Origin of the sequence: Gilliamella sp. A7, assembly GCF_002142015.1 — a bacterium.
Taxonomy (GTDB): Bacteria; Pseudomonadota; Gammaproteobacteria; order Enterobacterales; family Orbaceae; genus Gilliamella; species Gilliamella apis_A.
Genome location: NZ_NASN01000009.1, coordinates 1 through 25,501 on the forward strand (window position 1 = coordinate 1; position 25,501 = coordinate 25,501).

Below are 25,501 nucleotides of genomic sequence, written 5' to 3' on the forward strand. Positions count from 1 at the left end.
GACCATCCGGAAAATTCAAGCCTATTATTTGACGTAAATCAGTTAAAGGGTTAAAACCATCGCCCAATATAACATAGGGCGCATTACCATGAATGACATTGGTTGTATGCGCCGATAATGCATGACTGTTAAATGAAAATAATAAAACTAAAGTGACGGCGAAAACTCTAAAAAACGACAAAAATAAAAAAGACCGCAAAAATTGGCGAAAATATAAATTATCAGAAAAGACTAAACCTTGATTGCAATAATGAGATAAATTTAAATTATAAGTTAGGCAGGTTGGGTGTTGGGTGTTGGGTGTTGAATATTATAGTTCATGATGACGTTCCTGTCAATTAATTCCATGTTTTATTTAACTTTTTTAAGTCTGTTCGACTAAATCCCAGTCGATTATTGTACTTAAAATCTGCTAAAAGTATAGTGACTGAAAATAACCAATGCAACTGCTTTTTAGAAGTTAAATTGTTAACTTTTGTAAATATCATTAGTGAAATAAGCGTTTAAATAACATTTACCCCCTTTAAAAACCCCGCCCCTCAACTTTTTTGGATTAAAATAGCACTCAATAAAATTAATTTTGAGACTTTTTAGATTTAGAGCGTTATTGCAGAGAAACGCTATTTTCAAGGCGTTTTTTAAAAAATATGCTATACTAGTCCTTTATTTAAGAATAGTAGAGAGATTATTTTGCAACAATCATTACAAGATTTTATTATTGATAAAATTGATGACCTTAAAGGCAAGGATATTGTTACCCTTGATGTTCGTGGTAAATCAAGTATTACCGATTATATGATTATCTGTACAGGCACATCTAATCGTCATGTTGCCTCAATAGCAGGACACTTACTTGATGAAGCGAAGAAACAAGGCCATCTTGTATTAGGTAGTGAAGGCCAAAATGATGCTGATTGGGTAGTGGTTGATATGGATTCTGTCATTGTACATATCATGCAAGAACAGAGCCGACAACTTTACGAACTTGAGAAACTTTGGAGTTAGTGACGTGAAAATACAGCTAATTGCTGTTGGCAATAAAATGCCCAATTGGGTAACCACTGCTTTTAATGATTACCAATCCCGTTTCCCCAAAGATATGCCTATAGAACTTATTGAAATACCGGCTGGAAAACGGACTAAAAATGCCGACATTGTGCGGATATTAGATAAAGAAGGTGAATTAATGCTAGCCGCATGTGGAAAAGGTAACCGTATTGTCACACTAGACATTCCAGGTAATCCTTACACTACTCACGATTTAGCAAAACAACTTGAACGTTGGAAAACCGATGGTCGTGATGTCAGTTTGTTAATTGGCGGTCCTGAAGGTTTGTCGCCAGCATGTAAAGCGGCAGCTGAACAAAGTTGGTCATTATCGCCTTTAACATTGCCTCATCCATTAGTACGAGTCATTGTTTCTGAAAGCCTTTATCGTGCATGGAGTTTAACAGCTAATCATCCTTATCATCGTGAATAGATCGGATAATAAAATGAGTACTATTATTTTAGATTTGCAAATTGCCAGCGAGCATCATGAAAATCTTCCAACAGAACAACAAATTATGCAATGGCTAGAGGTGATCTTACCACAGTTTATGGATAATGCCGAACTCACTATACGTATTGTCGACGAAGAAGAGAGCCAACATCTTAATTACACTTATCGTAATAAAGATAAACCTACAAATGTCTTATCATTTCCATTTGAATCACCAATTGAAATTGATGTGCCATTACTCGGTGATTTAGTGATTTGTAAGCAAGTGGTTGAAATCGAAGCTAGCGAGCAACATAAATCACTATCATCACATTGGGCACATATGATTGTCCATGGATGTTTGCATTTATTAGGATATGATCATATCCTTGACGAAGAAGCAGAAGAAATGGAAAATATCGAAATCGACATCATGGCACAATTAGGTTTTGATAATCCTTACCAACTAATTGATTAAATCAATGTAACTAATAATCTATTTAGATATTAGAACAATAACAATTAATCCAACTATATTTGATTTTACAAAAAGGAAAAGAGCAAAATGAGTGATGATAATCACCGGAGACCCAAAAAAGGGTTTACATTATGGTTAAGTCAATTATTCAATTCAGAACCAAAAGATAAAGAAGAACTGATCGAAGTTATTCGTGAAGCTGAAGAAAACCAACTCATTGATCCAGATACCCTTGATATGATCGAAGGTGTAATGGATATAGCCGATCAACGCGTTCGTGATATCATGATACCCCGCTCTCAAATTGTAACAATCAAAGATAATTTCACCCTTGATGAATGTTTAGATATCATCTCTGAGCATGGTCATTCACGTTATCCGGTAATTAGTGAAGATAGGGACCATATTGAAGGGGTGCTATTAGCCAAAGATTTACTCATTTATATTCGACAAGGTGTCAATAATTTTGATTTAAAAAAAATCCTAAGACCAACAGTTGTCGTTCCTGAAAGTAAACGCGTTGACCATATGTTAAAAGAATTTCGCATGCAACGCTATCATATGGCGATGGCGATTGACGAGTTTGGTGGTGTTTCGGGTTTAGTCACTATTGAGGATATATTGGAACTTATTGTTGGAGATATCGAAGATGAATATGATGAAGTTGAAGATCGCGATATTCGCCGTTTATCGCCGTCAGTTTATTCCGTTCGTGCCCTTACACCTGTAGAAGAATTTAATGAAATTTTTGCTACCACGTTTAGTGATGACGAAATGGATACTATTGGCGGATTAGTTATGCAGCATTTTGGCCGTTTACCAATCCGTGGCGAAACGGTTACTATTAATGATTATCAATTTAAAGTAACTATTGCTGACCGAAGGCGTATTATTCAACTGCATGTCACGATCCCTGAAAATGCAACTATACCTAATTTAGATCAATCAGAAAATGCTTAAGCAGATTTTATTGAGCTTTATCTTTGGTGCAATTGCGGTATTTAGTTATGCACCCTTTCATATCTGGCCACTCGCTTTTTTAGCATTTGTCGGCCTTTTGTGGTTAATTGCTGATAAACAGAAAAAGAAAGCAATGATTATAGGTTTTAGCTGGGGAATTGGTTATTTTTTAGCTGGCACGCACTGGGTTTATATAAGCATTAAACAATATGGTGAAGTACCAACACCGATAGCGGTAATTATTTTAGGATTACTAATCACATACTTAGCATTTTATCCTATGTTATTTGCATTATTGTTAAGAGTATGTGACAGCTTTGCACCAAAATTCTCAATAAAACAACTAGTTTTTCTCGCCCCTATTTTGTGGCAGTTTACTGAATTTTTACGCGGCTATATCTTAACAGGTTTTGCTTGGTTAGAACTAGGATATAGTCAACTAGACAGTCCATTGAGAGGCTACTTCCCAATAGTTGGAATAAACGGTGTCACATTAATATTGACTATCTGCTGTGGTTTAATCATATATTGTTTAAATATGTTGAATCGCCCACCCAAAAAGCACACTATTGGTGCAATATTTGCACTATTAACGATCTTTATTGCACCAATATCATTCAATTTAATTAATTGGACAACAATTGACTACAGTCGCTCTGCTAATTTTAGCTTAATTCAAGGCAATATTTCACAATCTCTCCGTTGGACTAGAGAGCAACTAAATAATACTCTGCAAACTTATGCCTCATTAACCAAACAAAATCTTGCTAAAGATAAAATTATCATTTGGTCTGAGGCAAGTATTACTGATTACGAAATCAATCAGCAATCTTTCCTTCAATTTTTAGACAACGAAGCAAGGGCAAAGAATAGTGAAATAGCTGTTGGTATTATTGATTATCGTTTAGGGAATTACGGTTATCAAGAAAATCCTTATATTTACAACACTTTGCTAGTGTTAGGCGGAAAAACACCATATCAATACCCTAATACCAACCGTTATCAAAAACATCATTTAGTGCCATTTGGTGAATTTACTCCTTTTGAATCATTACTCGATCCTATTGCTCAAATGCTTGATATACCAATGTCATCCATGCAGGCTGGTGCTGAAAAACAACCACAACTTGAGATGAAAGGATTTAAATTTACTACTGCTATTTGCTATGAAGTTATTTTATCCAACTTAATATTAAAGAACTTTACCGCAGACACGGATTTTTTACTAACTGTATCTAATGATGCTTGGTTTGGTAACAGTATTGGCCCGAAACAACATTTACAAATGGCACAAGCAAGAGCCTTAGAATTTGGCAGACCAATGATTCGTAGTACCAATACTGGCATTACAGCAATTATTGATCAGCATGGTCAAATAGTTGAACAATTACCACAATTTCAAACTCAGGTTTTAAATCACAAATTATCCCCTACAACTGGTTTAACCCCTTATGCGAGGTTTGGAAATTTTTCCTATTATCTAATTATTTCAATACTATTTATTTTGATTTTTGTAAAAAAACGTCACTAAGTAATATCTTGGCATAAATATTGCTTCTATAATATTGAATTTCAAGAAATTGGACACGTTAAGAATTCGTAAAGATCATGGAATTTCTTGATTGTAGCTTATCCCTTTAAACGATAAATAAACAGTAAAAAGTACTTTTATGCTAAAAAATAAGTTATAATATACGCCCTTTGTAAAAATATTAAATTTATTTAATATGATACAAATTAAACAGTTGGAGATGAGTATGAACAAAAAGACAAAACTAACCAAATTAGTGTTATCATTAGCAATGCTTGGCCTAATGAGTGGTGCCGCTGTTGCTGAAGAATTAAGTGGTACATTAGCCAAAATAAAAAATAGTGGTGTGATTGTTGTTGGTCATCGTGAATCTTCAATTCCATTTTCCTACTATAATGAAAAACAAGAAGTTATTGGTTATTCACAAGATTATTCTAATTTAATAGTAGATGCTGTTAAAAAAGAATTAAATATGCCAGATCTTAAAGTTAAATATTTACCGGTCACTTCTAAGACACGTATACAATTACTTAATAACAATACTTATGATTTTGAATGTGGTTCAACAACAAACAATCTAGAACGTCAAAAAGTTGTTGATTTTTCAGATACCATTTTTATTATCGGTACTCGATTCTTAGTTAAAGCGGATAGCAATATCAATAGTATTGACGATTTAAAAGGTAAAAATGTGGTGACAACTGCTGGTACAACATCTGAAGTACGATTAAATCAAATTAATAATCGTGATAAATTAAAAATTCGGATTATAGCGCCTACTGATCATGGTAATGCTTTTAAAGCTCTTGAAACTGGTCGTGCTTTAGCATTCCTTATGGATGATGCATTATTAGCGGGAGAACGTTCTAGAGCAATTAATCCAGCAGAATGGAAAATTATTGGCGAACCTTTATCTTATGAATCTTATGGTTGCATGTTAAGAAAAGGTGACTCTCAATTTAAACAATTAATGGATAAAACCATTGCTAATGCACAAACATCAGGTAAAGCATTAGAATCATATAATCGTTGGTTCACACAACCTGTTCCACCTAGTGGGGCAAACCTAGAACTTGAAATTTCACCGAAAATGGTCGAGCTTTTCGCTAATCCTAATGACAAAGCTTTAGATTAATAATCTATTAACTTACTAATCAATATACTGAATGTTAAATACATTCAGTATAAACCAAATAAAAAATACATAAATTATGACTTTTAATTGGACTTTATTTTTTCAATCAACACCTTACGATGATGGTATTTACTTTAATTGGCTATTTAATAGTGCAATGGTTACGATTTCATTGGCTGCTACTGCTTGGATTATTGCTTTTATTCTAGGTTCAATAGTTGGCATAATGAGAACTGTCGATAGCAAAATTTTGAATAGATTAGCTATTGGTTACATTGAACTTTTTCGTAATATACCATTATTTATTCAAATATTCATTTGGTATACAATCATGCCACTGTTTCTAACGGGCAGCTTTAAGAAATGGTTTATACAAGATCTAGATCCTGATATTCAAACTTTCATATTGGTTTCTATTGCTTTAGGTCTATTTACTTCTGCACGAATTGCAGAGCAAGTTAGAACTGGAATTCAAACTTTACCAATAGGTCAAAAATATGCGGCTACTGCATTAGGATTATCTAAATTTCAAACTTATAGATATATTCTTTTACCTAATGCTTATCGAAAAATAGTGCCTACCTTAACATCTGAAATGACCAATATTATAAAAAATTCATCTATTGCCTCTCAATTCGGAGGATTAAGAGAACTTGTAGGATTAATTGCATCAATGAATGATCGAACAAATAGTATTATTGAAATATTATGTGTTATAACAATAACTTATATGATCATCAACTATTCAGTTATTACGATTATGCGTTTTGTAGAAAAGAAAACACGTTTACCTAATATGATGAGTGGAGGTTAATTATGCAACTATTTCAATGGATTGCTGATATACCTACACTTGTAATGAATAATTATCCTATATTATTACAAGGATTATGGTTAACAGTTCGAATCACATTTACCGCTATTGTAGTTGGAATTATATGGGGTACATTCTTAGCTTTGATGCGCTTATCCAATAGTAAAGTATTGAATAGTTTCGCAAAAATATATGTAACTACATTCCGTTCAATACCTTTATTATTGGTATTGATGTGGTTTTACTTTGCATTCCCACAAATCATCAAATATCTATTACCTGATGCAGATGTAGGAACAAGCTGTGCAATAATTGCTTTTACATTGTTTGAAGCAGCTTATTATTCAGAAATTATTCGAGCAGGGATTAACGCTGTTAGTAAAGGACAATATCATGCAGCCTCTGCATTGGGAATGACAAAAAGCCAGTCTATGCGTCTGATTATTTTACCTCAGGCGTTTAGAGCCATGGTTCCATTATTGCTAACTCAAGGCATTATTTTATTCCAAGATACTGCATTAGTTTCAACTATTGGTTTAGTTGATTTACTAGGTGCAGCAGTTAAAAGAATTGGTGAGAACATGGGCTCAACAGCTGAATACTCGATGATAATTTTCGTGGCTATAACCTATTTCATTATCTGTTTTGGAACGCCACGTGTAATTCGTTTCATTATCGGTTTTGGAACGCCACGTATAATTCGTAAAATAAGTTTTTTTAAGAAGGGCTAAAAATGATTACCTTAGAAAATGTATCAAAATGGTACGGAAAATTTCAAGTGTTAAAAAACTGTACTACCAAAGTAGGAAAAGGTGAAGTTGTTGTTGTATGTGGTCCTTCTGGCTCAGGTAAATCAACACTAATTAAAACTGTGAATGGTCTAGAACCTATTCAACAAGGTAAAATTATTATTGATGGTACTGAGATTACAAATCCATCGACTAATTTAGCAAAATTGCGTTCAAAAGTAGGGATGGTGTTTCAACATTTTGAACTTTTTCCTCATTTAACAATTTTAAAAAATTTGACACTTGCTCAAATTAAAGTACTAGGCCGATCAAATGAAGAAGCGCGTGAAAAAGCACTTTCTCTTTTAGATCGTGTTGGTTTGTTAGCACATGCTGATAAATACCCAGCTCAACTTTCTGGTGGTCAACAACAGCGTGTGGCGATTGCTCGTGCGCTATGTATGGATCCTATCGTTATGCTATTTGATGAACCAACCTCAGCTCTTGATCCAGAAATGGTTAATGAAGTACTGGATGTTATGGTTGAATTAGCTTACGAAGGTATGACAATGATGGTTGTTACCCACGAAATGGGGTTTGCACGTAAAGTTGCACACCGAGTGATCTTCATGGATGCAGGTGAAATCATTGAAGATACCTCAAAAGAACAGTTCTTCACTAATCCACAATCTGATCGTGCTAAAGACTTTTTAGCGAAGATCATCCATTAATAAATAATAAAGCACCAGCTGTTATCAGTTGGTGCTTGCTTAATCCTCTCGTTATATTCTATTTTGAATAATTTTTTAGTTGATCAACCAATCCACTTTCTCTATGTATTTGACTTTTCACTACACGATCTAAAATTTTAGCATCAGCATAAATTGAGACTGTTTTTTTAGCCCTTGTTATTGCAGTATAGAGCAATGATCGATTAAGTAATGGTGAAAATTCTGTTGGTAAAATAATATTGACATGATCAAATTCAGAACCTTGAGATTTGTGAATCGTCATTGCGTAGGCTGTTTCATGTTCTGGTAATCGATAGGGAGAAAAACCTTTAATAGAACCATCAGAAAAAGGAAAATAGACCCGTAGTTTTGAGTGATCATGTTCAGCCGTAAGAGTGATACCAATATCACCATTATATAAACCTAATGCGGTACTATTACGTAAGATCATAATTGGCCGACCAATATACCATTGATCACGATTATTTAATTTAATTAATTTATGTTTGGCTAATAATGACTCAATTTGTTTATTTAACCCACCTACCCCAAACTTACCTTCACGTACAGCACACAGTAAACGACACTCAGTAAATTTGCTTAAAACATTGGCAATATCATTATTTTGATGATGTTTAATAGCATTTAGATAATTTTTATAATGTGCTACGCAATCATCTAAAACAGCTTGGTAAGTTTGACTTGAAGATAATTCATAATAACAAGCATCTGGTAAAGATTTATTGGCTAGCAGTTTTTTAACCGTTTGTAATTGACCTTCTTTAACGGCATTAGCCAACAAGCCTATTCCAGAAGACTCATTAAAACGATAACTTTTTTTCAGTAAACAGATATTATCGGTGATCATGCTTGCAGGTTGATCTGCGATTGGAATTGCATAGCCAGTTAATTGACTTAGTTCATCTGCCCTAGATTGACTATATCCATTTGAGATAAAGTCACATAAGTCACCAAATACCGCACCTGCTTCAACAGAAGATAACTGATCTTTATCACCCAATAAGATTAAGCGAGCACAATCAGGCAGAGCTTCAATAATTCTTGCCATCATATTCAGATCAACCATTGAAGCTTCGTCAACCACAAGAACATCAATATGTAATTGATTGTGTTTGTTATAATTAAATGAGCGATTATCGGTTTTCGCACCTAATAAACGGTGCAGAGTCACTGCTTCGGTTTTAATATTTAATGATTCAAAAGATAACTGTTCAATTGCTCGACTGAGAGATTCGGTTAACCTTGATGCAGCTTTGCCTGTTGGTGCTGCAGCCACTATTCGCGTGGTAGGATCATTTAACACTATTCCTGCCAATATTTTAGCTACTGTGGTTGTTTTACCTGTACCAGGGCCACCAGAAATAATGGCAACTTTACGAGTTAGAGCCACTGCAACCGCAATTTTTTGCCAATCAATAGTTGTATTATCATGAACAAATAGTTGGTCAAGAATATTTTTTAAATCGATGGATTTACTTGATATAACATTCAATTGTGGTTGATTAAAATACTGAGCAACATAACGTTCATCCAGCCACATACGTTGAAAATAAAGTTTATTTTCAATAAAAATAAGTGGCGCAAGTTGTTTTCCATCACTGACTACCTGTTTCTTTGAAGCTACACTGAGTACATTAATCCAATCTTCAACTGTTGGAGTATTGAGTTCCTGCCAAAGTTGCGGCTCAATAAATTGTTGATTCAGGCGAGTAATATCAAGACAAACATGACCTGCCCTGACTTCCTGACTTAATGATATAATTAAAAAGGCAAAACGTTTACTAATAATTTCATCGTTGCCATCAACTTTATTGACCAAAAATAGGGCCAAATGAAGATCGAGTAAACTGATCTGACTGTTTTGCTTAAATTGCTCGAACCAATTAGTTAACATAGTTTATACTTTGTTTATAAGGTATATCATCCATAAAGATTTTTCTTTATCATTTGGAAAAGTGAGTTTAAAGCTTAAATTAAGATCTTTAGTTTCACTTAGGTTAAAGTAAATGGCCAAGTTAATAATTTAGTTTGTTTATCATATTAAACACCATCATATTTGTCATCATCTAGTATTACGATTTTATTTAAAATTACCGATAGCTGATCATTAATTACAATATCAATTAGCAATGTTTTGTTATTTTAACATCACTAGTATAAGCATACTTTTGTGAAATATCATTACTAAATAACGAAGTAGTTGAAGTTTCTTTAACATTATAGTTGCAGATGATTAAATTAATTTTATAAAAAATAGTTAGTTACAGTTTTTATGATAAATCATTATTCATTCAGTATAAGATTTAAACTGCAAATCAAAATTATTTATTTTTTGTTTAGCATATTGAACATTTATAAAAAATGATATAAATTTTGTTACAGATAAAAAACAAAAAGGAGGCGGTATGGATGGTTTCAATTATTTAAAAGCAGCCATAAAACGCAAAAACTTATCATTACAGACTGTTGCTGATGCTTGTCAAATGACCAAAGGTTATTTGAGCCAATTGATTAATGATAAAATCAAAAATCCAAGCGCACAGAAATTACAATCACTTCATCATTATTTACAAATAGACTTAGCTAGCAAAAATAAAAAAGTTGGGGTGATTTTTGGAAAATTTTATCCGCTGCATACTGGCCATATCTATCTCATCCAACGTGCAATTAGCCAAGTTGATGAACTTTATATTATTCTATGTTCCGACACCATCCGGGATATGGCGTTATTTGAAGAAAGTGCTATGTCACGCCAGCCAACGATCAATGATAGGATTCGTTGGTTGTTACAAACATTCAAATATCAAAAAAATATCCATATTGAACTTTTAGAAGAAGATGGTATTCCAGCTTATCCAAATGGTTGGAATGAATGGAGTGATAGAGTCAAAAAATTATTTAAAGAAAAAGGCATTAATCCTAGTTGCGTCTATTCAAGTGAACCACAAGATGTAGCCATGTATAAGGATTTATTCGATTTAGACACAGTACTTATCGATCCTACTCGGCAATTTATGCAAGTCAGTGGTACTCAAATTCGTCAAGCCCCATTAAAAAATTGGCAATATATACCAACAGAAGTGAGACCATTTTTTGTGAGAACGGTGGCTATTCTAGGTGGTGAATCAAGCGGTAAATCGACATTAGTTAATAAATTAGCCAATATGTTTAATACCACTAGTGCTTGGGAATATGGCCGTGATTATGTTTTTTCCCATCTTGGTGGCGATGAACGTGCATTGCAATATGCTGACTATGATAAAATTGCATTAGGGCATGCTCAATATATTGATTTTGCTATCAAACATGCTAATAAAGTGTCATTTATTGATACTGATTTTATTACCACTCAAGCATTTTGTAAAAAATATGAAGGTAAAGAACATCCTTTTTTACAAGCTATGATCAATAATTATCGATTCGATTTAGTTATCTTATTAGGTAATAACACACCGTGGGTTGCTGACGGATTAAGAAGTTTAGGCAGTCCAAAACAACGAAAAGATTTTCAACAATTACTGATCTCATTGTTAGAAAAAAATCATATCAAATACATCCAAATTGATTCACCTGATTATGAAGAGCGTTATTTGCGAAGTATCGAACTAGTCAATCAACTTATTAATGATGAAGAGTAATAATTATGAATAAATTAAGCCATTTTGCCATAGCTATTGGCCGCAATAAATTTTATCCATTGTTTTGTATTATCTGTGTCACCGGAGCATATATATATACGGATCCAATTAATGATTTTGATTTACGCTATGCAGTATCATACGCTGGTGCATTTTTAGGGTTACTATGTGTGATCTTATTAGCTAAACGAAAAAATTTAGGTAATGTGCTTGGTATGCTAGCGGTAATTGCTGAATGTTGTGCAAATTTCCTTGGTGGCAACATTGGGGCGGGTTTGCCAACGTTTTACTATTTTGGCTCACATATTTATGGCATATTAACTTGGCAAAAAAATCTAGACAATAATAAAAGTGTTAAAGTTCGTACTTTAAATGAAAATGCCTTTCTATATGCGTTAATATTCCTCATTTCGGCTGCTTTTTTCAATATTTACTTAACGAATGAAATCGGCGCAATAAATACCTCCTACCAACTTATTACTAACTGCTTTATATTCGGCCTAGGCGTAGTTGCCCAACTTTTATTAATGATGAGATATGCTTTCAATTGGTATTTATGGGTCTTATTAAATGTATTAGTTATCAGTTTAAATATTTATACTGACAATATTGTTATCGCAACCCAGTATTTAATTTATCTGTTTAATGCAATATACGGTATTTGTGAGTGGAAACTTTCCGAACAAAAAGAAAAAGAGAAGAAAAATTAATTTTCGATAAGTGAAAGATAATAGTTAAATTGAAAAAGAAGCAAATAATCAAATTATTTGCTCCTTTTTCATTATTCTATATCGCCATCAACAAGCGGTACAAATTTCACTTCACCGATATTCCGGGTAATAAAATTATCACCATCGCGTTCAATTAATTGTAACACTTGATTATTTTTACCTACAGGTAATACTAACCGCCCTTTATCAGCTAGTTGTGTCAACAGACTTGAGGGCACTTCCGATGCAGCTGCAGTTACAATTATACCATCAAATGGTCCACGTTCTGGCCAACCTTGCCAACCATTACCATGACGAGTTGAAATATTATGGATATCTAATAATTTTAATCGTCGTTTGGTATTCCATTGTAAAACTTTAATTCTTTCTATTGAGCATACATGATTTACTAACTTGGCTAAAACTGCGGTTTGATATCCTGAACCAGTACCAATTTCAAGTACCTTTGCATTAGGTGTTAACTTTAGTAACTCCGTCATTTTAGCAACAATATAAGGTTGAGAAATAGTTTGGCCATTACCAATAGGTAATGAACGATCATCATAAGCTTGATGAGAAAGTGCTTCATCAACGAAATTTTCACGAGGTATTGAAGCTATAGCATCTAAAACACGATCATCTTTTATGCCCTGCTGGCGTAATAAGTCAATCAACCCCTGCCTTTTTAAACTTTGCATCTAAATTACTCATTTCCAATAATCAATTCACGTAATACGCTTGTTGCATAACAACCCGAAGATAAATAAAAACTAATATCCAAGTTGTTTTCATCTCGCCATTGCCACTCTAGTTGCTCAGGGCGCAATAATATTGAACGTCGCATAGTTTCGACTCGTTCTTTCCTAAATAACTCAATAAAACAAGCCCAATTTTCTAAACAACTCTGTTCAAATGTTAAAGCAATAGATTCAGTACCTAATCCTGAATCACCCACCAAAGGAGCGGTAATATTAATCTCACCATTTTGTAAACGTTGTTGTAAAAGCGATAATTCCTCTGTTTTAGACAAAAACCAACTATTACTTTTTGATAATTGTAATATATCCCCATCAACAACTGTTTGCTGAATCTGACGTTGAATCCTTTGACTGACTATATCATTAAAAATAGCGCTACGTGCGGCAGAAAGATAAAAGCTTCTTTTTTTACGGTCTTTAACTGAAATTTCACCATTAGCCCACTTTATTGCTTGATTAATATTATTTTGCTCACGTCCAAATCGTTGTTCCCCAAAATAATTAGGAACACCATGCTGTTTAATTAAGTCCAATTTTGCTTCGACTGCTTGTTTATCAGTCAAATTTCTTAAAACAATTTTAAATCGATTACCTTTTAGAGCCCCTATTTTTAATTTTTTATTATGGCGAGTAACCTGCAATATTTGACAGCCAGTTAAATCAAATTGTGAAAAATCTGGAGTATCTTGGCCAGGCATATGTAGACTAAACCATTGTTGGGTGACTGCTTGGCGATCTTTAAGGCCTGCATAACTGACATTTTTCGCTGAAATGCCAACATATTTAGCTAACTGTTCAGCCACAAAGACTGTATTACAATCTTTCTTTTCGAGATAAACTAAAACATGTTCACCTTCACCAGTTAAATCAAAACCTAGTTCTTCGATAACAATAAAATCTTCATATTGTTGCTTATATAAACCATAGCTTGTTGGTTTACCATAAAAATAATTGAGTTCTGCTAACACTTAATCGCCTATTGTCTAATTTGTCTCTATTTCTTTGCTAATAACACTACGGCTTCACAAGCTATACCTTCTTTACGGCCAGTAAAACCCAATTGTTCAGTCGTCGTTGCTTTAACACTAATCTGATCAAAATGTACTTGCAAATCTTCAGCAATATTAACCCGCATTTGATCTACATGAGGTCTCATTTTAGGTTCTTGTGCAATAATGGTCGTATCTAAATTAATTAATTTATAACCTTTAGATTGGATAATATTATACACTTCTTTCAATAATAATCGGCTATCTATACCTTTGTATTTAGGATCTGTATCTGGAAATAATTTACCAATGTCACCTAAGGCCAATGCACCAATTAATGCATCAGTAATAGCATGTAATACCACATCACCATCAGAATGAGCAACAAGACCAAACTGATAAGGGATTTTCACTCCAGCTAATATAATTGGTCCTTCACCACCAAATTTATGGACATCAAACCCATGACCGATTCGCATAATCTACCTATATTAATTTTGATTAGTTAAATAAAATGATGCTAAGTTTAAATCTTCTGGTCGAGTAATTTTTATATTATCTCGACGACATTCCACCAATAATGGATGACCACCACAATACTCTATAGCCGATGCTTCATCAGTAATTGCAATGTTATTTTTTAATGCTTTATTTAAACATGTTTTAAGTTCACCAGCATTAAATAATTGCGGCGTAGCAGCGCCCCATAAATAAGTTCGATCGATAGAGTGATCAATAACAGTTTGATTATCTCTATAAGCTTGCTTAATCGTATCACTTAGTGGTGTTGCTAATATTCCACCCTTATTTTCTTGTAATACTCGATTAATTAATTTAGTAATGTCTTCATGAGTCACACATGGTCTTGCAGCATCATGAACTAAGGCCCATTGGTTATCATTAACTAAATTCAAACCAGCTAATACAGAATCAGCTCGAGTTTCACCGCCATAAGCAACTTTAACATTGTCTTGCAAAGCAAGCCCAAGTGTATTAAAAAACTTATCTTCAGGACTGATGACCACCACCACACAGGAAATATTGGGATGAGTTAATAACTTTTGTATAGTATGTTCCAATATTGTCATTGGACCAATTTTTAAATACTGTTTAGGTAATTGGCTTTTCATGCGACAACCCACTCCTGCAGCAGGAACGATTGCGATAATATCACTATTATTTGTCACGTAATACCTTATTGTTTTGCTTTAGAATCAATAATTATTCGATAAAAATACTCATCGGCTTTAACCATACCTAAATGGCTGCGTGCTCTTTCTTCAATCGCTTCATAGCCTTTCTGCAAATCGTCAACTTCCGCAAACATCTGTTCATTGCGAGCTTTCAACATATCATTCTCTCGATGCAGATTCTGTAACAGTTGCACATTCTCTTGATAATCATAAATGTTATTCTTTCCATACCACAATGAATACTGTAAATAACTCAGTACTAGTAGTAGTAAAAATGGAATTTTCCATCTAATCATAAGTATAATTTATCTCTCAACTTAAATACATTTAACAGGTTTCGGTAAGCCTGCAAGTTTAGTTGCTTGTTTAGCTGGGCCATCAGGAAATAACTTATATAAATAGCGACTATTGCCCTTTTCTGGACCAAATTTTTTTTCCATTGCTTTAACCAATGCACGAATTGCCGGAGAAGTTTTATACTCTAAATAAAAATCACGAACAAATAAAATCACTTCCCAGTGAGCATCAGTTAACTCTATAGATTCTGTAGTAGCTAATTCAGGTACTAAATCAACAGTCCAATCCTGCCAATTTTTTAAATAACCTTTATCATCAGTTTCTATTTGATTTAACATTTTTCAAAACACAACTTAATATTTGCTGCGTATTATACTCGATTAATGAGATTGCAACACTAGTTTTGGCGAGTAAACAATCTAGTTTTGCTTAATTCCACCCGAATTTGGCGAAAATTAAAGCAGTCGATAAAAAATATTAAATTTACTATTTACAAACAAGTCCTTCTCCTTTAATATTCACAGCCATTGCGGAAGTGTGGCTGAGCGGTTGAAAGCACCGGTCTTGAAAACCGGCGAGGGGCGACCCTCCCAGAGTTCGAATCTCTGCGCTTCCGCCATTTATTTTTATGGCAGAATCCACTGCAATGTAATAGAATCCACTAAAATCTTGGTAGTCATAAGGTTATGTGGATTTTTTTATTTCCACTTTTTTATTAATCTTATACTCACCCAAAGCAATCCATTTCAATCCACGCTTAGAACGTCTAACAAAACATCCACCGAAAAATACTCGAACTGCCTTGTATTTTTTTATTAAATTCAGTTATCTCCCTTTGCATAATTCAACGCATTAAAAAATGTTGAGGAATTATTCATGGCAAGATTTATTGAAAAACAGACAACTTTATCTGTGAAAAAAATAAATACAGCTGATTGTTATGGCGATGGAGGTTGACTTTGCGCTAGAGAATCAGGAGCAAAATCTTAGATATTTCGTTTTAATTTTAAAAAGAGCGCATTGAATCAGACTTGGCGCTACACATACTGTTTCTTTGTCGGAAGTAAGAGAAGAAGCGCGCAACTGTCGAAAGTTGTTAAGAGAAAAAAACAGTTGAAGAGAACAAAGATGGCTATATTTGTTTGGACTTAAAGTGATTGGTCGACAAACAAGCCATCACATATTTAAAGTTTTTAACATAACAGCACTATCATTAAGACAAAAAAAATAGATTATATAAACTCTAATATATCACCAGTAGACATTTTTTTTGAATTTAATATTTTTTCTGCAATTTTACCTGTACAATGACATGTATAAAAATTAGTCGTATTTGTTTTTTTTAAAATTCTAAGCACGAATGGTAATTTTAATACAGAAAGCCCATTAAAATGTAATCCACCAACTATTGCATAAACTCTTTTATCCCCAGTTATTCTGATAGCTTTATTTATATGTTTCTTCAAACCAGCATGATTGCATCCGGTAATAATGACTAATCCCTTTTCTGAACAATAAACTAAACTAGAATCATCATTAATATAGTCTAACCTTATTTTATTATCAGTTTTAATAATTCCTGTGGGTAATTTGCATCCACCAACATCACCAAGAAATACCATTTTTTTTGTTAACCAAATAGCTTCTGTTGTTAACTTTATATCAAATTTTGTTTTCAATTTTTCCAAGGATAACCTGCCATCCGATCGAATTTTTAGTGGATTGATGGCATATCTTTTTTCTAATGCATCAGGATGCGCTACCAGCGTTATTTTTTCTAATGCATCCTGATTTATATTTACATGTTTTATTCCACCAGAATGATCATAATGACCGTGTGATAAAACTATATAAGTTATGTTATTTAGAGTTAAATTCTCACTCCATTCAGATCCACAATCCATTAGAATTTTTGTATTATCATCTTCAATATAAAAACTAACACCCTTGTTGGGGCTTAATTTGAAGCCTCTAATATCATTAATTAACAATTTTATTTTCATATACAACTCAAAACATGATTTTCCAAAAAAAACTAACAAGCATGGTAAATTGAGATTTCCATAGAAAGAAGTAGCAGCTCTATACCCATTTAATACATTATCCAATGAACAAAGAGGGAAAACTCCAATATGAGATATATAATTATCAAAAATTTTATTTGATGTCACTAAATATCTTATTGCTCAAAATGTTGCTGCATTTCCAGCTGCACATGTAGGCTTATTATTTTTAATAACCATAAAATTCTCCTCACCGGCTTCCATAAAAACGTCTTGGTTTGATTGTCTGAAAGCAGGATTGGATTGGATGTTATTTTGCTTTTTATATGTCTTTTAAATCTATCGGCCATATTTTTTCACTAACATAGAATGATTTTATATCTACTTCGGAATCTTTTTTTATTTTTCTTATTAATTTATTCACATATATAGGCATAACGTAAGGCGATACAGCTTGTTTTCTATAGTGATTAGAGCCAGCAATTTCTTCTCCGTCACTTTTTCCATTTAAAAATCATGTATTTACATTTATAATATAAGAACAGTGATATTTTTTTAGTCAGAAATGATGCTAAACACAGTCTAACTTGTCCAGCACCAATGATTACACAGTCGTAAGTCATGAATTTTATCCTCTAATTAATATATGTTGGGTGAACATATATCAATTCAAAGGTTATTTAATTGAATAAACTAGCTATATTAGATCTCTCGTTCTTTTTTTTAAATGAAAATAATTGTCAAAGAATAAGTAACTATTTGAAATATATAGAGTTAAATAAATCAATGATTTTATTTTATAAAATGAAGTCAGCTTATTTGTTCAAGACAATATTACTCACCCATTTATATAATATCGTTAACTTTTCACAATCTAATAACCAAACAAGAGATGGAGTAACATAATAAAAAATAATATGGAAGTGGCTATGTCTGTGAATTTTTTACTCGATTGTGGGGGTAATTATATTACGGGTCAAACTCTAGTTATTGATGGTGGAATGTCTGCTTAATGAAACAGCATTTTGTGATGCTGTTCATAGAAGCAATGATTAAAATAAAAGATGTAAATGGAGTGTACTATGGAAAACAACCCAGATGGCCGACAATTCAATGGTTTAACACGATATAAAAAATTGATTATTTTATCTGTTATTTTCCTAGTTTCAGGGATAGGATACTTCATTTTTTGGTACATGTTTTCTCGGTTTACAGAATCTACAGATAATGCGTATGTTATGGGAAATCAAATTCCAATTCATACTCAAATAAGCGGAGGAATCTCCTCCATTTACGTTGATGATAATGACTTTGTAAGAAAAAAAGATGTTATCGCTCAATTAGAATCAATTGATGCTGAAAATAATTTTAGTTATGCAAAAAATGAATTAGCCAAGGTAATAAGAGAAACTCAACAGATCAAACTGACAACTGAAAAATTGTTAGCAAGTATTCAATTAAAACAAGCAACATTAGATAAATTAGAAAAAGATTTAGCTCGGAGAGAAGGCCTTTGGTCTCGTAATGCTATTTCAAAAGAAGAAATAGATCATGCTAGGCAAGATGTGTTAATTGCGTCAAATGACTTAAATATTTCCAAGCAAGAGTTAGAAATTAATAATGCCCTATTAATGCAGAATTCATTATTAGAACAGCCACGTATTCAGCAAGCTATTTCTAAACTAAAGGAAGCTTGGCTTAACTTAAAACGAGTAACAATTGTTTCCCCTGTCACTGGATATGTTTCGAGGCGCCAAGTCCAAGTTGGAACACAGGTTAATAGAGGAGAACGATTATTAGTTATTGTTCCTTTGGATCAAGTTTGGGTAGAAGCTAACTTTAAAGAAGTTCAACTAAAACACATTCGAATAGGACAAAAAGTTAAGTTAACTAGTGATTTTTATGGAGATGATATTAAATTCGACGGGGTGATTACAGGAATTGCTATGGGAACGGGAAGTGCATTTTCGTTATTACCAGCACAAAATGCAACAGGAAATTGGATTAAAGTAGTTCAGCGTTTACCTGTTCGTATTGAATTGAATAAAGAGCAAATTAAGGAATATCCATTACGGGTAGGGTTATCTATGTATGTAACAGTGGATACCAGTGATGTAAGTGGAAAATTACTTACTGATATTTCACCTCAAGAAATTAAATATCAAACAGATGTACTTGCTTACGACTTAGATGAATTCGAGCAACTAGTACGAGAAATTATGCAAAATAACTTAATTTTAGAGAGTAATATTCAGTGAATCATAAAATGTCACCATTATATCTATCAGGTGCAAAATTAATTGGGCTTATTGTTGCATTGGCAACAGTGGCCTTCTTACAAATTTTAGATTTAACAATTGCCAATGTAGCTCTCTCTACTATTGCTGGAAACCTAGGAACATCAAGTAGTCAAGCAACATGGGTAATTACATCATTTGCCGTATCCAATGCCATTTCAATTCCTTTATCTGGATGGCTAGCTAAGTACTTTGGGGAAGTTAAATTATTTTTGTTTTCAATTTTGTTGTTTGTATTTGCTTCTTGGTTATGTGGTGTGTCCAACAGCCTTGAAATGTTAATTATTTCACGAGTATTACAAGGTGCGGTTTCTGGACCAATTATTCCTCTTTCTCAAAGCTTATTATTAGCTAACTCTCCAGATTCCAAAAAAAATATGTCTTTAGCAATATGGTCGATGACTATTATTATTGCTCCCGTCTGCGGACCTATTTTGGGTGGATGGATAAGTGACAATTTATTTTGGGGCTGGATTTTTTTACTAAATGTGCCAATTGGTCTAATAGCATGGATAAGTATTAGAATATTATTAAAAGGACGAGAAACAGAAATAAGTAAATCTCGAATAGATACTATAGGGCTTGCTTTATTAATATTTGGTGTTGGTAGTTTACAGCTTATTTTAGATAGAGGGAAAGAACTGGATTGGTTTAATTCATCTGAAATTATTATTTTATCTGTGATAGCATTAGTAACACTTTCTTTTTTTGTTCTTTGGGAAATGACATCGAATCATCCTATTGTTGATCTATCTTTATTTAGATCAAGAAATTTTACAGTAGGGACGATTTGCATAAGTTTGGCATTTTTGCTACATATAGGGACATTAGTTATGCAACCACAGCTATTACAACGAGTTTTTGGTTATACTGCAACGTGGGCAGGATTAGCATTGTCTCCCATCGGTTTAGTTCCTATCGTTCTTGCTCCAATTGTCGGTCGTTTGGTTCCTTATTTAGATATGAGGAAGCTTGTGACTTTTGGTTTCATTGTTTTTGCTTTGTGCTTTTTTTGGAGAGCTTACTCGTTTGAGCCTAATATGGATTTTTCGAGTTCAGCATGGCCCCAATTCTTTCAAGGATTTGCGATAGCTTGCTTTGTTATGCCTTTGAATATAATAATTTTAACTGATATACCTTCTCACAAGTTAGCGGCAGCAGGAAGTTTATTTAATTTTTTTAGAACATTATCTACTTCCATTGGTACTTCTTTAACAAATTCATTATGGGAACATCGTGAAGCAATTCATCACAACCAACTAACTGATCTAATGAATCAAAATACACAAACGCTAGAATACACATATCAGCAGTTTCAGTTGCAAGGTTTTTCTGAAACTCAAGCTTCGGCCAAACTAGCACAAAATATTACTAATCAAGGGCTGGTAATCGCAACCAACGAAATTTTTTGGCTATATGGAATTATTTTTCTACTATTAATCATAGTTGTTTGGTTTGCAAAATCAACCATTACATCAAAGAATGAAATAGAAAAATAGTTGGTTAGATAAGTACGTAAGTCATAACAAGATTATGATATTTTGAAAAATAAAAATGAACTTCAAAAACTTTATTGATCGGATTATCTACATGCAATGTACATGTTTTTTCTTTGTTTATACCTATGCAAAAAATATCTTCATATGAAAGTATAATACCAATTGAGCTAAACGCCTTATATAAACTCTCTTGGGCTGAAAATACTAAAGTAATGTAATGTGTTATGTCCATTATGATATCACTGGGAGTAGGACATTTTAGGATCGTTTGACTTAAATCAATTGCTTTTTGAATGGACATTATTTTTTCTATATCAACTCCTATGCTTTCAACCTCATTTGAGTGTTTTATTGTAACCACAGTTACAAAATTATTAGATTGAGATATTGAACCAGCTATGTTTTTAGGCCATAAAACGGCTCCGTTGGAACTTTTTAGTCTCAAGTAATATTCTCCATCACGCAATAAGTTTTCTAATGCCGTAGCTGAACACATTCTACTAGCTAAGAACTCTATTTTTCTCCTTACTGGAATGTATTGAATATCTTTTTTTAATTTTAATGGTAAATCATCAAAATTATTAATATTAAAATTATCTACTGAAAATGGCAAAAAGATTGCGAAATATTTTGAGATCCTATAATAAAGTTTTTGGTGATAGGTTTAAAATAGCCAAAAATACGTTTGTATTGTTCTTGATTAACTTTATACATGATATGTGTTATCCTTTAGTTAGTTTAAGTTAATCGAATTACGTATATATGTATAGTCTTTACATATTGTTTATGTTACAGTTTTTAATGGCAAGGATGTTTATTTAGCAAGGATAAAATATCATGTTAGACAATGATCTGTTAGTTAAAGTGCACCGACAAAATTTATCTACATTGCTTTTTATAAACAATATCACGACGGATTGGCATCGTCACCCTTCTCTTCAATTGACAATATCATTGCACAATATGTCTTTTGAGCTAGAAACACCAGATGAAAAAAAAGAGGTGTTTGGTTTTATTATTCAATCAAATGTTCCTCATAAACTGAGCGCACCAGATGTCTGTTGTATTAATTTGCTTATTGACCCAGAAAATCCCTATTATCACTTATTATCGCATTTTACTGAAACTAATCCTGTTTATTTTCTAACTAAAGAAGAAGCATTAAAAATTGCCAGTTATTTTATGAAATCTGTTACGATTAGCCAACCATTTGATCTTTATCACGTCTATAAGTTATTACGTGAGTCAGATCCTAATTGTTCATGTGATCAAGATAACCGCATTAATAAAGCAGTCTCTATTATTTCATCATTACCCATAAAGCAAATTTCATCGAGGGAAATCGCCGAAAAAATACACCTTTCTGAAAGTCGCTTTCTTCATCTTTTTCGTTCTGAGTTGGGTATTAATTTCAGGGGTTATCTATTGTGGAAAAGATTACAGGATGTAATTGATACACTCGACTCCCCTACAACACTGACAAAATTAGCCAATGATATGGGATTTTCTGATTCGGCTCATTTTAGCAGAACATGTTTATCTAGTTTGGGGCTGAGACCATCACAACTGAAACGAGCTTTAATAATTGATAATAAAGACACTATATGCGGAAAACATTACTGTTTGTACAGCGTATTTCAGGCATTACATACCTAAAATACACTATATTATCGTTTATATACTACTAACTGAATATAAGATTCTTCATTTCAGAAATATTGACCAAAGATTGCATTTGATTAATCGCAATACCATTGAGCTGTATCAAGCGTTCGCAAGCACTTATACCTTGATGAATTAAGACTGAGTTAATACTTTCCAAATTAGATAAAATGACTAATTGCTCTAATGTAGCAACATCACGTATGCTTCTTTTTTGATCAGGATTGGCTTGTCGCCATTGTGCTGCTATCATACCAAACAAAGCCATATTCAGTAAGTCTGCTTCACTGGCATACACTTTCCCTGTCTGTGCATTTGCTAGTTGTATCGGAATCAAGTGTTCTTTAATAGCATCTGTATGTATGCGGTTGTTGACCTTTGCCAAAGTACGTTGGAAATTCCATTCCAGTAACATTGCTTTGGCTTCTTCATCTTTAAATCTTTGAAATTATTTAATTAGATAAAGCTTGAATTCAGGACTAAGCCATGAGCCGAACTCAAAAGCAATATCTTTATGGGCATAAGAGCCACCGTAACGACCTGCCTTGGCTTGTAGGTCAATAGCTCCGGTGAGATCACTCCATTTCTTAGCAGAGAGGTAGAAACTGTTTCGACCTGTTTCATTTTTAAATCTCTTGAATTCGAGGGAATTAAAAACAGGAGTTATTAATTTTTCCTATACACCTAAAAATAGTACTGTGTCTTTATTTTTCAGCCATTGCTCAATTAAAGCACTACCACCTTCAAAATTTTTCACCATATCAGTCAGTGAAATGTAATCCTTGTTCATGATTGTTTGTAATCGTAATAGGCGGTCCTTGCACCACAATATTACAGTTTTTCGTGGTGTTTCCAATTGGCAGATCAAAAACGCCTAATGGGTTTGATTGGTTCAACTTTATCAGTATATTTAACAAACTCAACAAAGAAAAGCTAAAATAGTTAGTCAATAAATAATTTGATACACTCAAAATTTAGGTTTAACTTTGATTAAAAATAATATTATTTTACTCAAAATAAGTTCTATATTTGAACGCCCAACGAAACGTCCAATGGGATTGTATAAAAATTTATTAATGCATAAATATTATTATAAATCAATATTATAGATTTGATGACAGGTGTTTTTTTATTTCCACTTTTTCATTAATACTACACTCATCCAGAGTAATCCATTTCAATCTACGCTTTGAATATCTACCAAAAAATACTTGAACTGTTTTGTATTTTTATTGAATTCGATTATCCCCCCTTTGCATAATTCAACTCATTATAAAAATTTGGACCTTGCTAATTTTCCCCTAAATTTTTTATGCTAGGGGAACAATCTTTGATTGATGATTCTTTATTAGATAAAAATGATTTTGTATTACTGTAATGCCTTAATTGCATTGATAATTGCATTCACACCAGTTTCGACCTTACTACGCGGACAACCAATATTTAATCGTAAAAATTGATTTCCCTCAGGCCCATAGGTATAACCGGGCATAATAGCAACACCTTGTTCATGGATAAGGTTTTCTTGTAATTTTATATCATCTATGTTGAGCTTTCTTAAATCAATCCAAGCCAGATAAGTTGAATCAGGTATTGCATAATCTAGTTGTGGAAAAGCATGATTCAATTGTTTGGCGACAAAATCTAAATTGTTATAAAGATAGTTTTTTAATTCATGGAGCCAGATTTGCCCTTCTTTATAAGCTGCAATGGTGGCAACGAGTGAAAGCACTGCAGGAGAGGAAACACCATCACAGGCCTTAATTTGATTTAGATAATTTTCTCTGGTTTTTTCGCATTGTATTAAACCATAAGCACCTGTTAAAGCCGGAATATTAAAGCTTTTCGATGCTGATGATAAGACCGCCCAACTATTTTTTCCATATTCACACCATGGATTATGAGAGCCTTTCCATACCATATCCATATGGATTTCATCACTAATAACATTGACGTGGTATTTTTCACATAATGCCGCGATAATCTCTAATTCTTGTTTTGACCAAACTTTACCTGTTGGATTATGAGGATTGCATAACAATAAAATTTTAACTTCTTTTTTCGCCAGTAATGTTTCAAGGTAATTCATATCACAATACCAGCTATTGTCTCTTTTAATTAAAGGGCAGGATTCTATTTTACGTTTATTACCAATAATTGTTTTATAAAATGCGTCATAAGCAGGAGTATGAACGACAATACTATCATTTTGTTGACTCCATAAGTTGATTAATTTTGCAACCATATAAATTACGGACGGGCCATATACAATCATATTAGTATCAATTTTTGCATTAAATTGTGATGAGTACCAATATTTAATTGCATCAAGGTATTCTTCATTTTGCCAACGACTATACCCCAATACTCCATGGGTAATTCGTCGATGTAATGCCTCTTCAATACATGGTGCAATTTTAAAATCCATATCAGAGATGGTAAAAGGGACTAAATTAGCAATACCGAAACGATCTTGCACATAGTCCCATTGTGTACACCATGTACCTTTACGATCTGTCGGGGTGTTAAAATCAAATAAGTTTGACAAAACCATTATGGTATTCCTTTGTGATCTTG

25 protein-coding genes, 1 tRNA gene and 1 pseudogene are annotated in these 25,501 nt (G+C 33.0%); 15 read left to right on the forward strand and 12 right to left on the reverse strand.

Going from position 1 to position 25,501, the window contains the following annotated elements; all coding sequences use genetic code 11:
• On the reverse strand, positions 1-181 hold a 181-nt coding region (locus B6D18_RS12745; protein ID WP_216818835.1), incomplete at its 3' end, for a hypothetical protein.
• 506 nt (positions 182-687) lie between these two features.
• On the opposite strand from B6D18_RS12745, the gene rsfS reads away from it, so the two are divergent.
• The 9 genes from rsfS (at position 688) to B6D18_RS04040 (ending at position 7,857) form a co-directional block, all read left to right on the forward strand.
• Positions 688-1,005, forward strand: coding sequence for a ribosome silencing factor (gene rsfS / locus B6D18_RS04000; protein ID WP_034902136.1), 318 nt, complete (start codon positions 688-690; stop codon positions 1,003-1,005).
• A gap of 4 nt (positions 1,006-1,009) precedes the next feature.
• Complete coding sequence (rlmH, locus tag B6D18_RS04005) at positions 1,010-1,480, forward strand: 23S rRNA (pseudouridine(1915)-N(3))-methyltransferase RlmH (RefSeq protein WP_086363256.1); 471 nt, start codon at positions 1,010-1,012, stop codon at positions 1,478-1,480.
• Between the two features lie 13 nt (positions 1,481-1,493).
• The gene (gene ybeY / locus B6D18_RS04010; RefSeq protein WP_086363257.1) at positions 1,494-1,958 is read left to right on the forward strand and encodes an rRNA maturation RNase YbeY; all 465 of its coding nucleotides are present in this window, start codon (positions 1,494-1,496) and stop codon (positions 1,956-1,958) included.
• 87 nt (positions 1,959-2,045) lie between these two features.
• Positions 2,046-2,918, forward strand: coding sequence for a CNNM family magnesium/cobalt transport protein CorC (gene corC / locus B6D18_RS04015; protein WP_086363258.1), 873 nt, complete (start codon positions 2,046-2,048; stop codon positions 2,916-2,918).
• A 10-nt stretch (positions 2,919-2,928) separates the two neighbouring features.
• On the forward strand, positions 2,929-4,449 hold the full coding sequence (gene lnt / locus B6D18_RS04020; protein WP_158092514.1) for an apolipoprotein N-acyltransferase: 1,521 nt from the start codon (positions 2,929-2,931) through the stop codon (positions 4,447-4,449).
• A gap of 226 nt (positions 4,450-4,675) precedes the next feature.
• Positions 4,676-5,584 carry a glutamate/aspartate ABC transporter substrate-binding protein gene (locus B6D18_RS04025; RefSeq protein ID WP_086363260.1) on the forward strand — a complete coding sequence of 303 codons (909 nt, stop codon included), beginning with the start codon at positions 4,676-4,678 and terminating at the stop codon, positions 5,582-5,584.
• A gap of 76 nt (positions 5,585-5,660) precedes the next feature.
• A complete protein-coding gene (locus B6D18_RS04030; RefSeq protein ID WP_086363261.1) occupies positions 5,661-6,398 on the forward strand; it encodes an amino acid ABC transporter permease in 738 nt (245 codons plus the stop codon).
• A 2-nt stretch (positions 6,399-6,400) separates the two neighbouring features.
• The gene (locus tag B6D18_RS04035; RefSeq protein WP_086363262.1) at positions 6,401-7,129 is read left to right on the forward strand and encodes an ABC transporter permease subunit; all 729 of its coding nucleotides are present in this window, start codon (positions 6,401-6,403) and stop codon (positions 7,127-7,129) included.
• Between the two features lie 2 nt (positions 7,130-7,131).
• Positions 7,132-7,857: an amino acid ABC transporter ATP-binding protein gene (locus B6D18_RS04040; protein ID WP_086363263.1), complete on the forward strand. Its 726-nt coding sequence runs from the start codon at positions 7,132-7,134 to the stop codon at positions 7,855-7,857.
• 58 nt (positions 7,858-7,915) lie between these two features.
• On the opposite strand, the gene recD is transcribed toward B6D18_RS04040, so the two are convergent.
• Positions 7,916-9,772, reverse strand: coding sequence for an exodeoxyribonuclease V subunit alpha (recD, locus tag B6D18_RS04045; RefSeq protein WP_086363264.1), 1,857 nt, complete (start codon positions 9,770-9,772; stop codon positions 7,916-7,918).
• Between the two features lie 511 nt (positions 9,773-10,283).
• Between recD and nadR the strand changes: the two genes are divergently transcribed.
• A complete protein-coding gene (gene nadR / locus B6D18_RS04050) occupies positions 10,284-11,516 on the forward strand; it encodes a multifunctional transcriptional regulator/nicotinamide-nucleotide adenylyltransferase/ribosylnicotinamide kinase NadR (protein WP_065614557.1) in 1,233 nt (410 codons plus the stop codon).
• Between the two features lie 5 nt (positions 11,517-11,521).
• Positions 11,522-12,226, forward strand: coding sequence for a nicotinamide riboside transporter PnuC (gene pnuC, locus B6D18_RS04055; RefSeq protein ID WP_086363265.1), 705 nt, complete (start codon positions 11,522-11,524; stop codon positions 12,224-12,226).
• 71 nt (positions 12,227-12,297) lie between these two features.
• On the opposite strand, the gene B6D18_RS04060 is transcribed toward pnuC, so the two are convergent.
• Genes B6D18_RS04060 through B6D18_RS04085 form a run of 6 tightly spaced genes read right to left on the reverse strand, consistent with a single transcriptional unit; the run spans position 12,298 to position 15,801 of the window.
• Entirely contained in the window at positions 12,298-12,924 is a 627-nt protein-coding gene (locus tag B6D18_RS04060; RefSeq protein ID WP_086363266.1) for a protein-L-isoaspartate(D-aspartate) O-methyltransferase, read from the reverse strand.
• A gap of 5 nt (positions 12,925-12,929) precedes the next feature.
• Complete coding sequence (truD, locus tag B6D18_RS04065) at positions 12,930-13,952, reverse strand: tRNA pseudouridine(13) synthase TruD (RefSeq protein ID WP_086363267.1); 1,023 nt, start codon at positions 13,950-13,952, stop codon at positions 12,930-12,932.
• A gap of 26 nt (positions 13,953-13,978) precedes the next feature.
• Positions 13,979-14,452, reverse strand: coding sequence for a 2-C-methyl-D-erythritol 2,4-cyclodiphosphate synthase (gene ispF, locus B6D18_RS04070; RefSeq protein ID WP_086363268.1), 474 nt, complete (start codon positions 14,450-14,452; stop codon positions 13,979-13,981).
• A 12-nt stretch (positions 14,453-14,464) separates the two neighbouring features.
• Complete coding sequence (gene ispD, locus B6D18_RS04075) at positions 14,465-15,160, reverse strand: 2-C-methyl-D-erythritol 4-phosphate cytidylyltransferase (protein WP_173795304.1); 696 nt, start codon at positions 15,158-15,160, stop codon at positions 14,465-14,467.
• A gap of 8 nt (positions 15,161-15,168) precedes the next feature.
• Positions 15,169-15,462, reverse strand: coding sequence for a cell division protein FtsB (gene ftsB, locus B6D18_RS04080; protein ID WP_086363270.1), 294 nt, complete (start codon positions 15,460-15,462; stop codon positions 15,169-15,171).
• Positions 15,463-15,483: 21 nt separating this feature from the next.
• Entirely contained in the window at positions 15,484-15,801 is a 318-nt protein-coding gene (locus tag B6D18_RS04085; protein WP_086363271.1) for a TusE/DsrC/DsvC family sulfur relay protein, read from the reverse strand.
• A 193-nt stretch (positions 15,802-15,994) separates the two neighbouring features.
• On the opposite strand from B6D18_RS04085, the gene B6D18_RS04090 reads away from it, so the two are divergent.
• A tRNA-Ser gene (locus tag B6D18_RS04090) sits at positions 15,995-16,082 on the forward strand.
• Positions 16,083-16,695: 613 nt separating this feature from the next.
• Here B6D18_RS04090 and B6D18_RS04095 read toward each other — a convergent pair.
• Positions 16,696-17,634, reverse strand: coding sequence for an MBL fold metallo-hydrolase (locus tag B6D18_RS04095; protein ID WP_144063948.1), 939 nt, complete (start codon positions 17,632-17,634; stop codon positions 16,696-16,698).
• Between the two features lie 914 nt (positions 17,635-18,548).
• Here B6D18_RS04095 and B6D18_RS04100 point away from each other — a divergent pair.
• Both B6D18_RS04100 and B6D18_RS04105 read left to right on the forward strand, forming a co-directional pair.
• Entirely contained in the window at positions 18,549-19,724 is a 1,176-nt protein-coding gene (locus tag B6D18_RS04100) for an efflux RND transporter periplasmic adaptor subunit (RefSeq protein ID WP_086363273.1), read from the forward strand.
• A gap of 8 nt (positions 19,725-19,732) precedes the next feature.
• Entirely contained in the window at positions 19,733-21,262 is a 1,530-nt protein-coding gene (locus tag B6D18_RS04105) for a DHA2 family efflux MFS transporter permease subunit (RefSeq protein ID WP_086363274.1), read from the forward strand.
• Positions 21,263-21,266: 4 nt separating this feature from the next.
• Here B6D18_RS04105 and B6D18_RS04110 read toward each other — a convergent pair whose 3' ends face one another.
• On the reverse strand, positions 21,267-21,875 hold the full coding sequence (locus B6D18_RS04110) for a 4'-phosphopantetheinyl transferase (protein WP_086363275.1): 609 nt from the start codon (positions 21,873-21,875) through the stop codon (positions 21,267-21,269).
• A gap of 224 nt (positions 21,876-22,099) precedes the next feature.
• Between B6D18_RS04110 and B6D18_RS04115 the strand changes: the two genes are divergently transcribed.
• Positions 22,100-22,918: a helix-turn-helix domain-containing protein gene (locus B6D18_RS04115; protein WP_086363276.1), complete on the forward strand. Its 819-nt coding sequence runs from the start codon at positions 22,100-22,102 to the stop codon at positions 22,916-22,918.
• A gap of 28 nt (positions 22,919-22,946) precedes the next feature.
• Here B6D18_RS04115 and B6D18_RS12980 read toward each other — a convergent pair.
• Positions 22,947-23,754: pseudogene (locus B6D18_RS12980) on the reverse strand (KilA-N domain-containing protein).
• Between the two features lie 539 nt (positions 23,755-24,293).
• Positions 24,294-25,478 carry a MalY/PatB family protein gene (locus B6D18_RS04125; RefSeq protein ID WP_086363277.1) on the reverse strand — a complete coding sequence of 395 codons (1,185 nt, stop codon included), beginning with the start codon at positions 25,476-25,478 and terminating at the stop codon, positions 24,294-24,296.
• Positions 25,479-25,501: the final 23 nt, after the last annotated feature.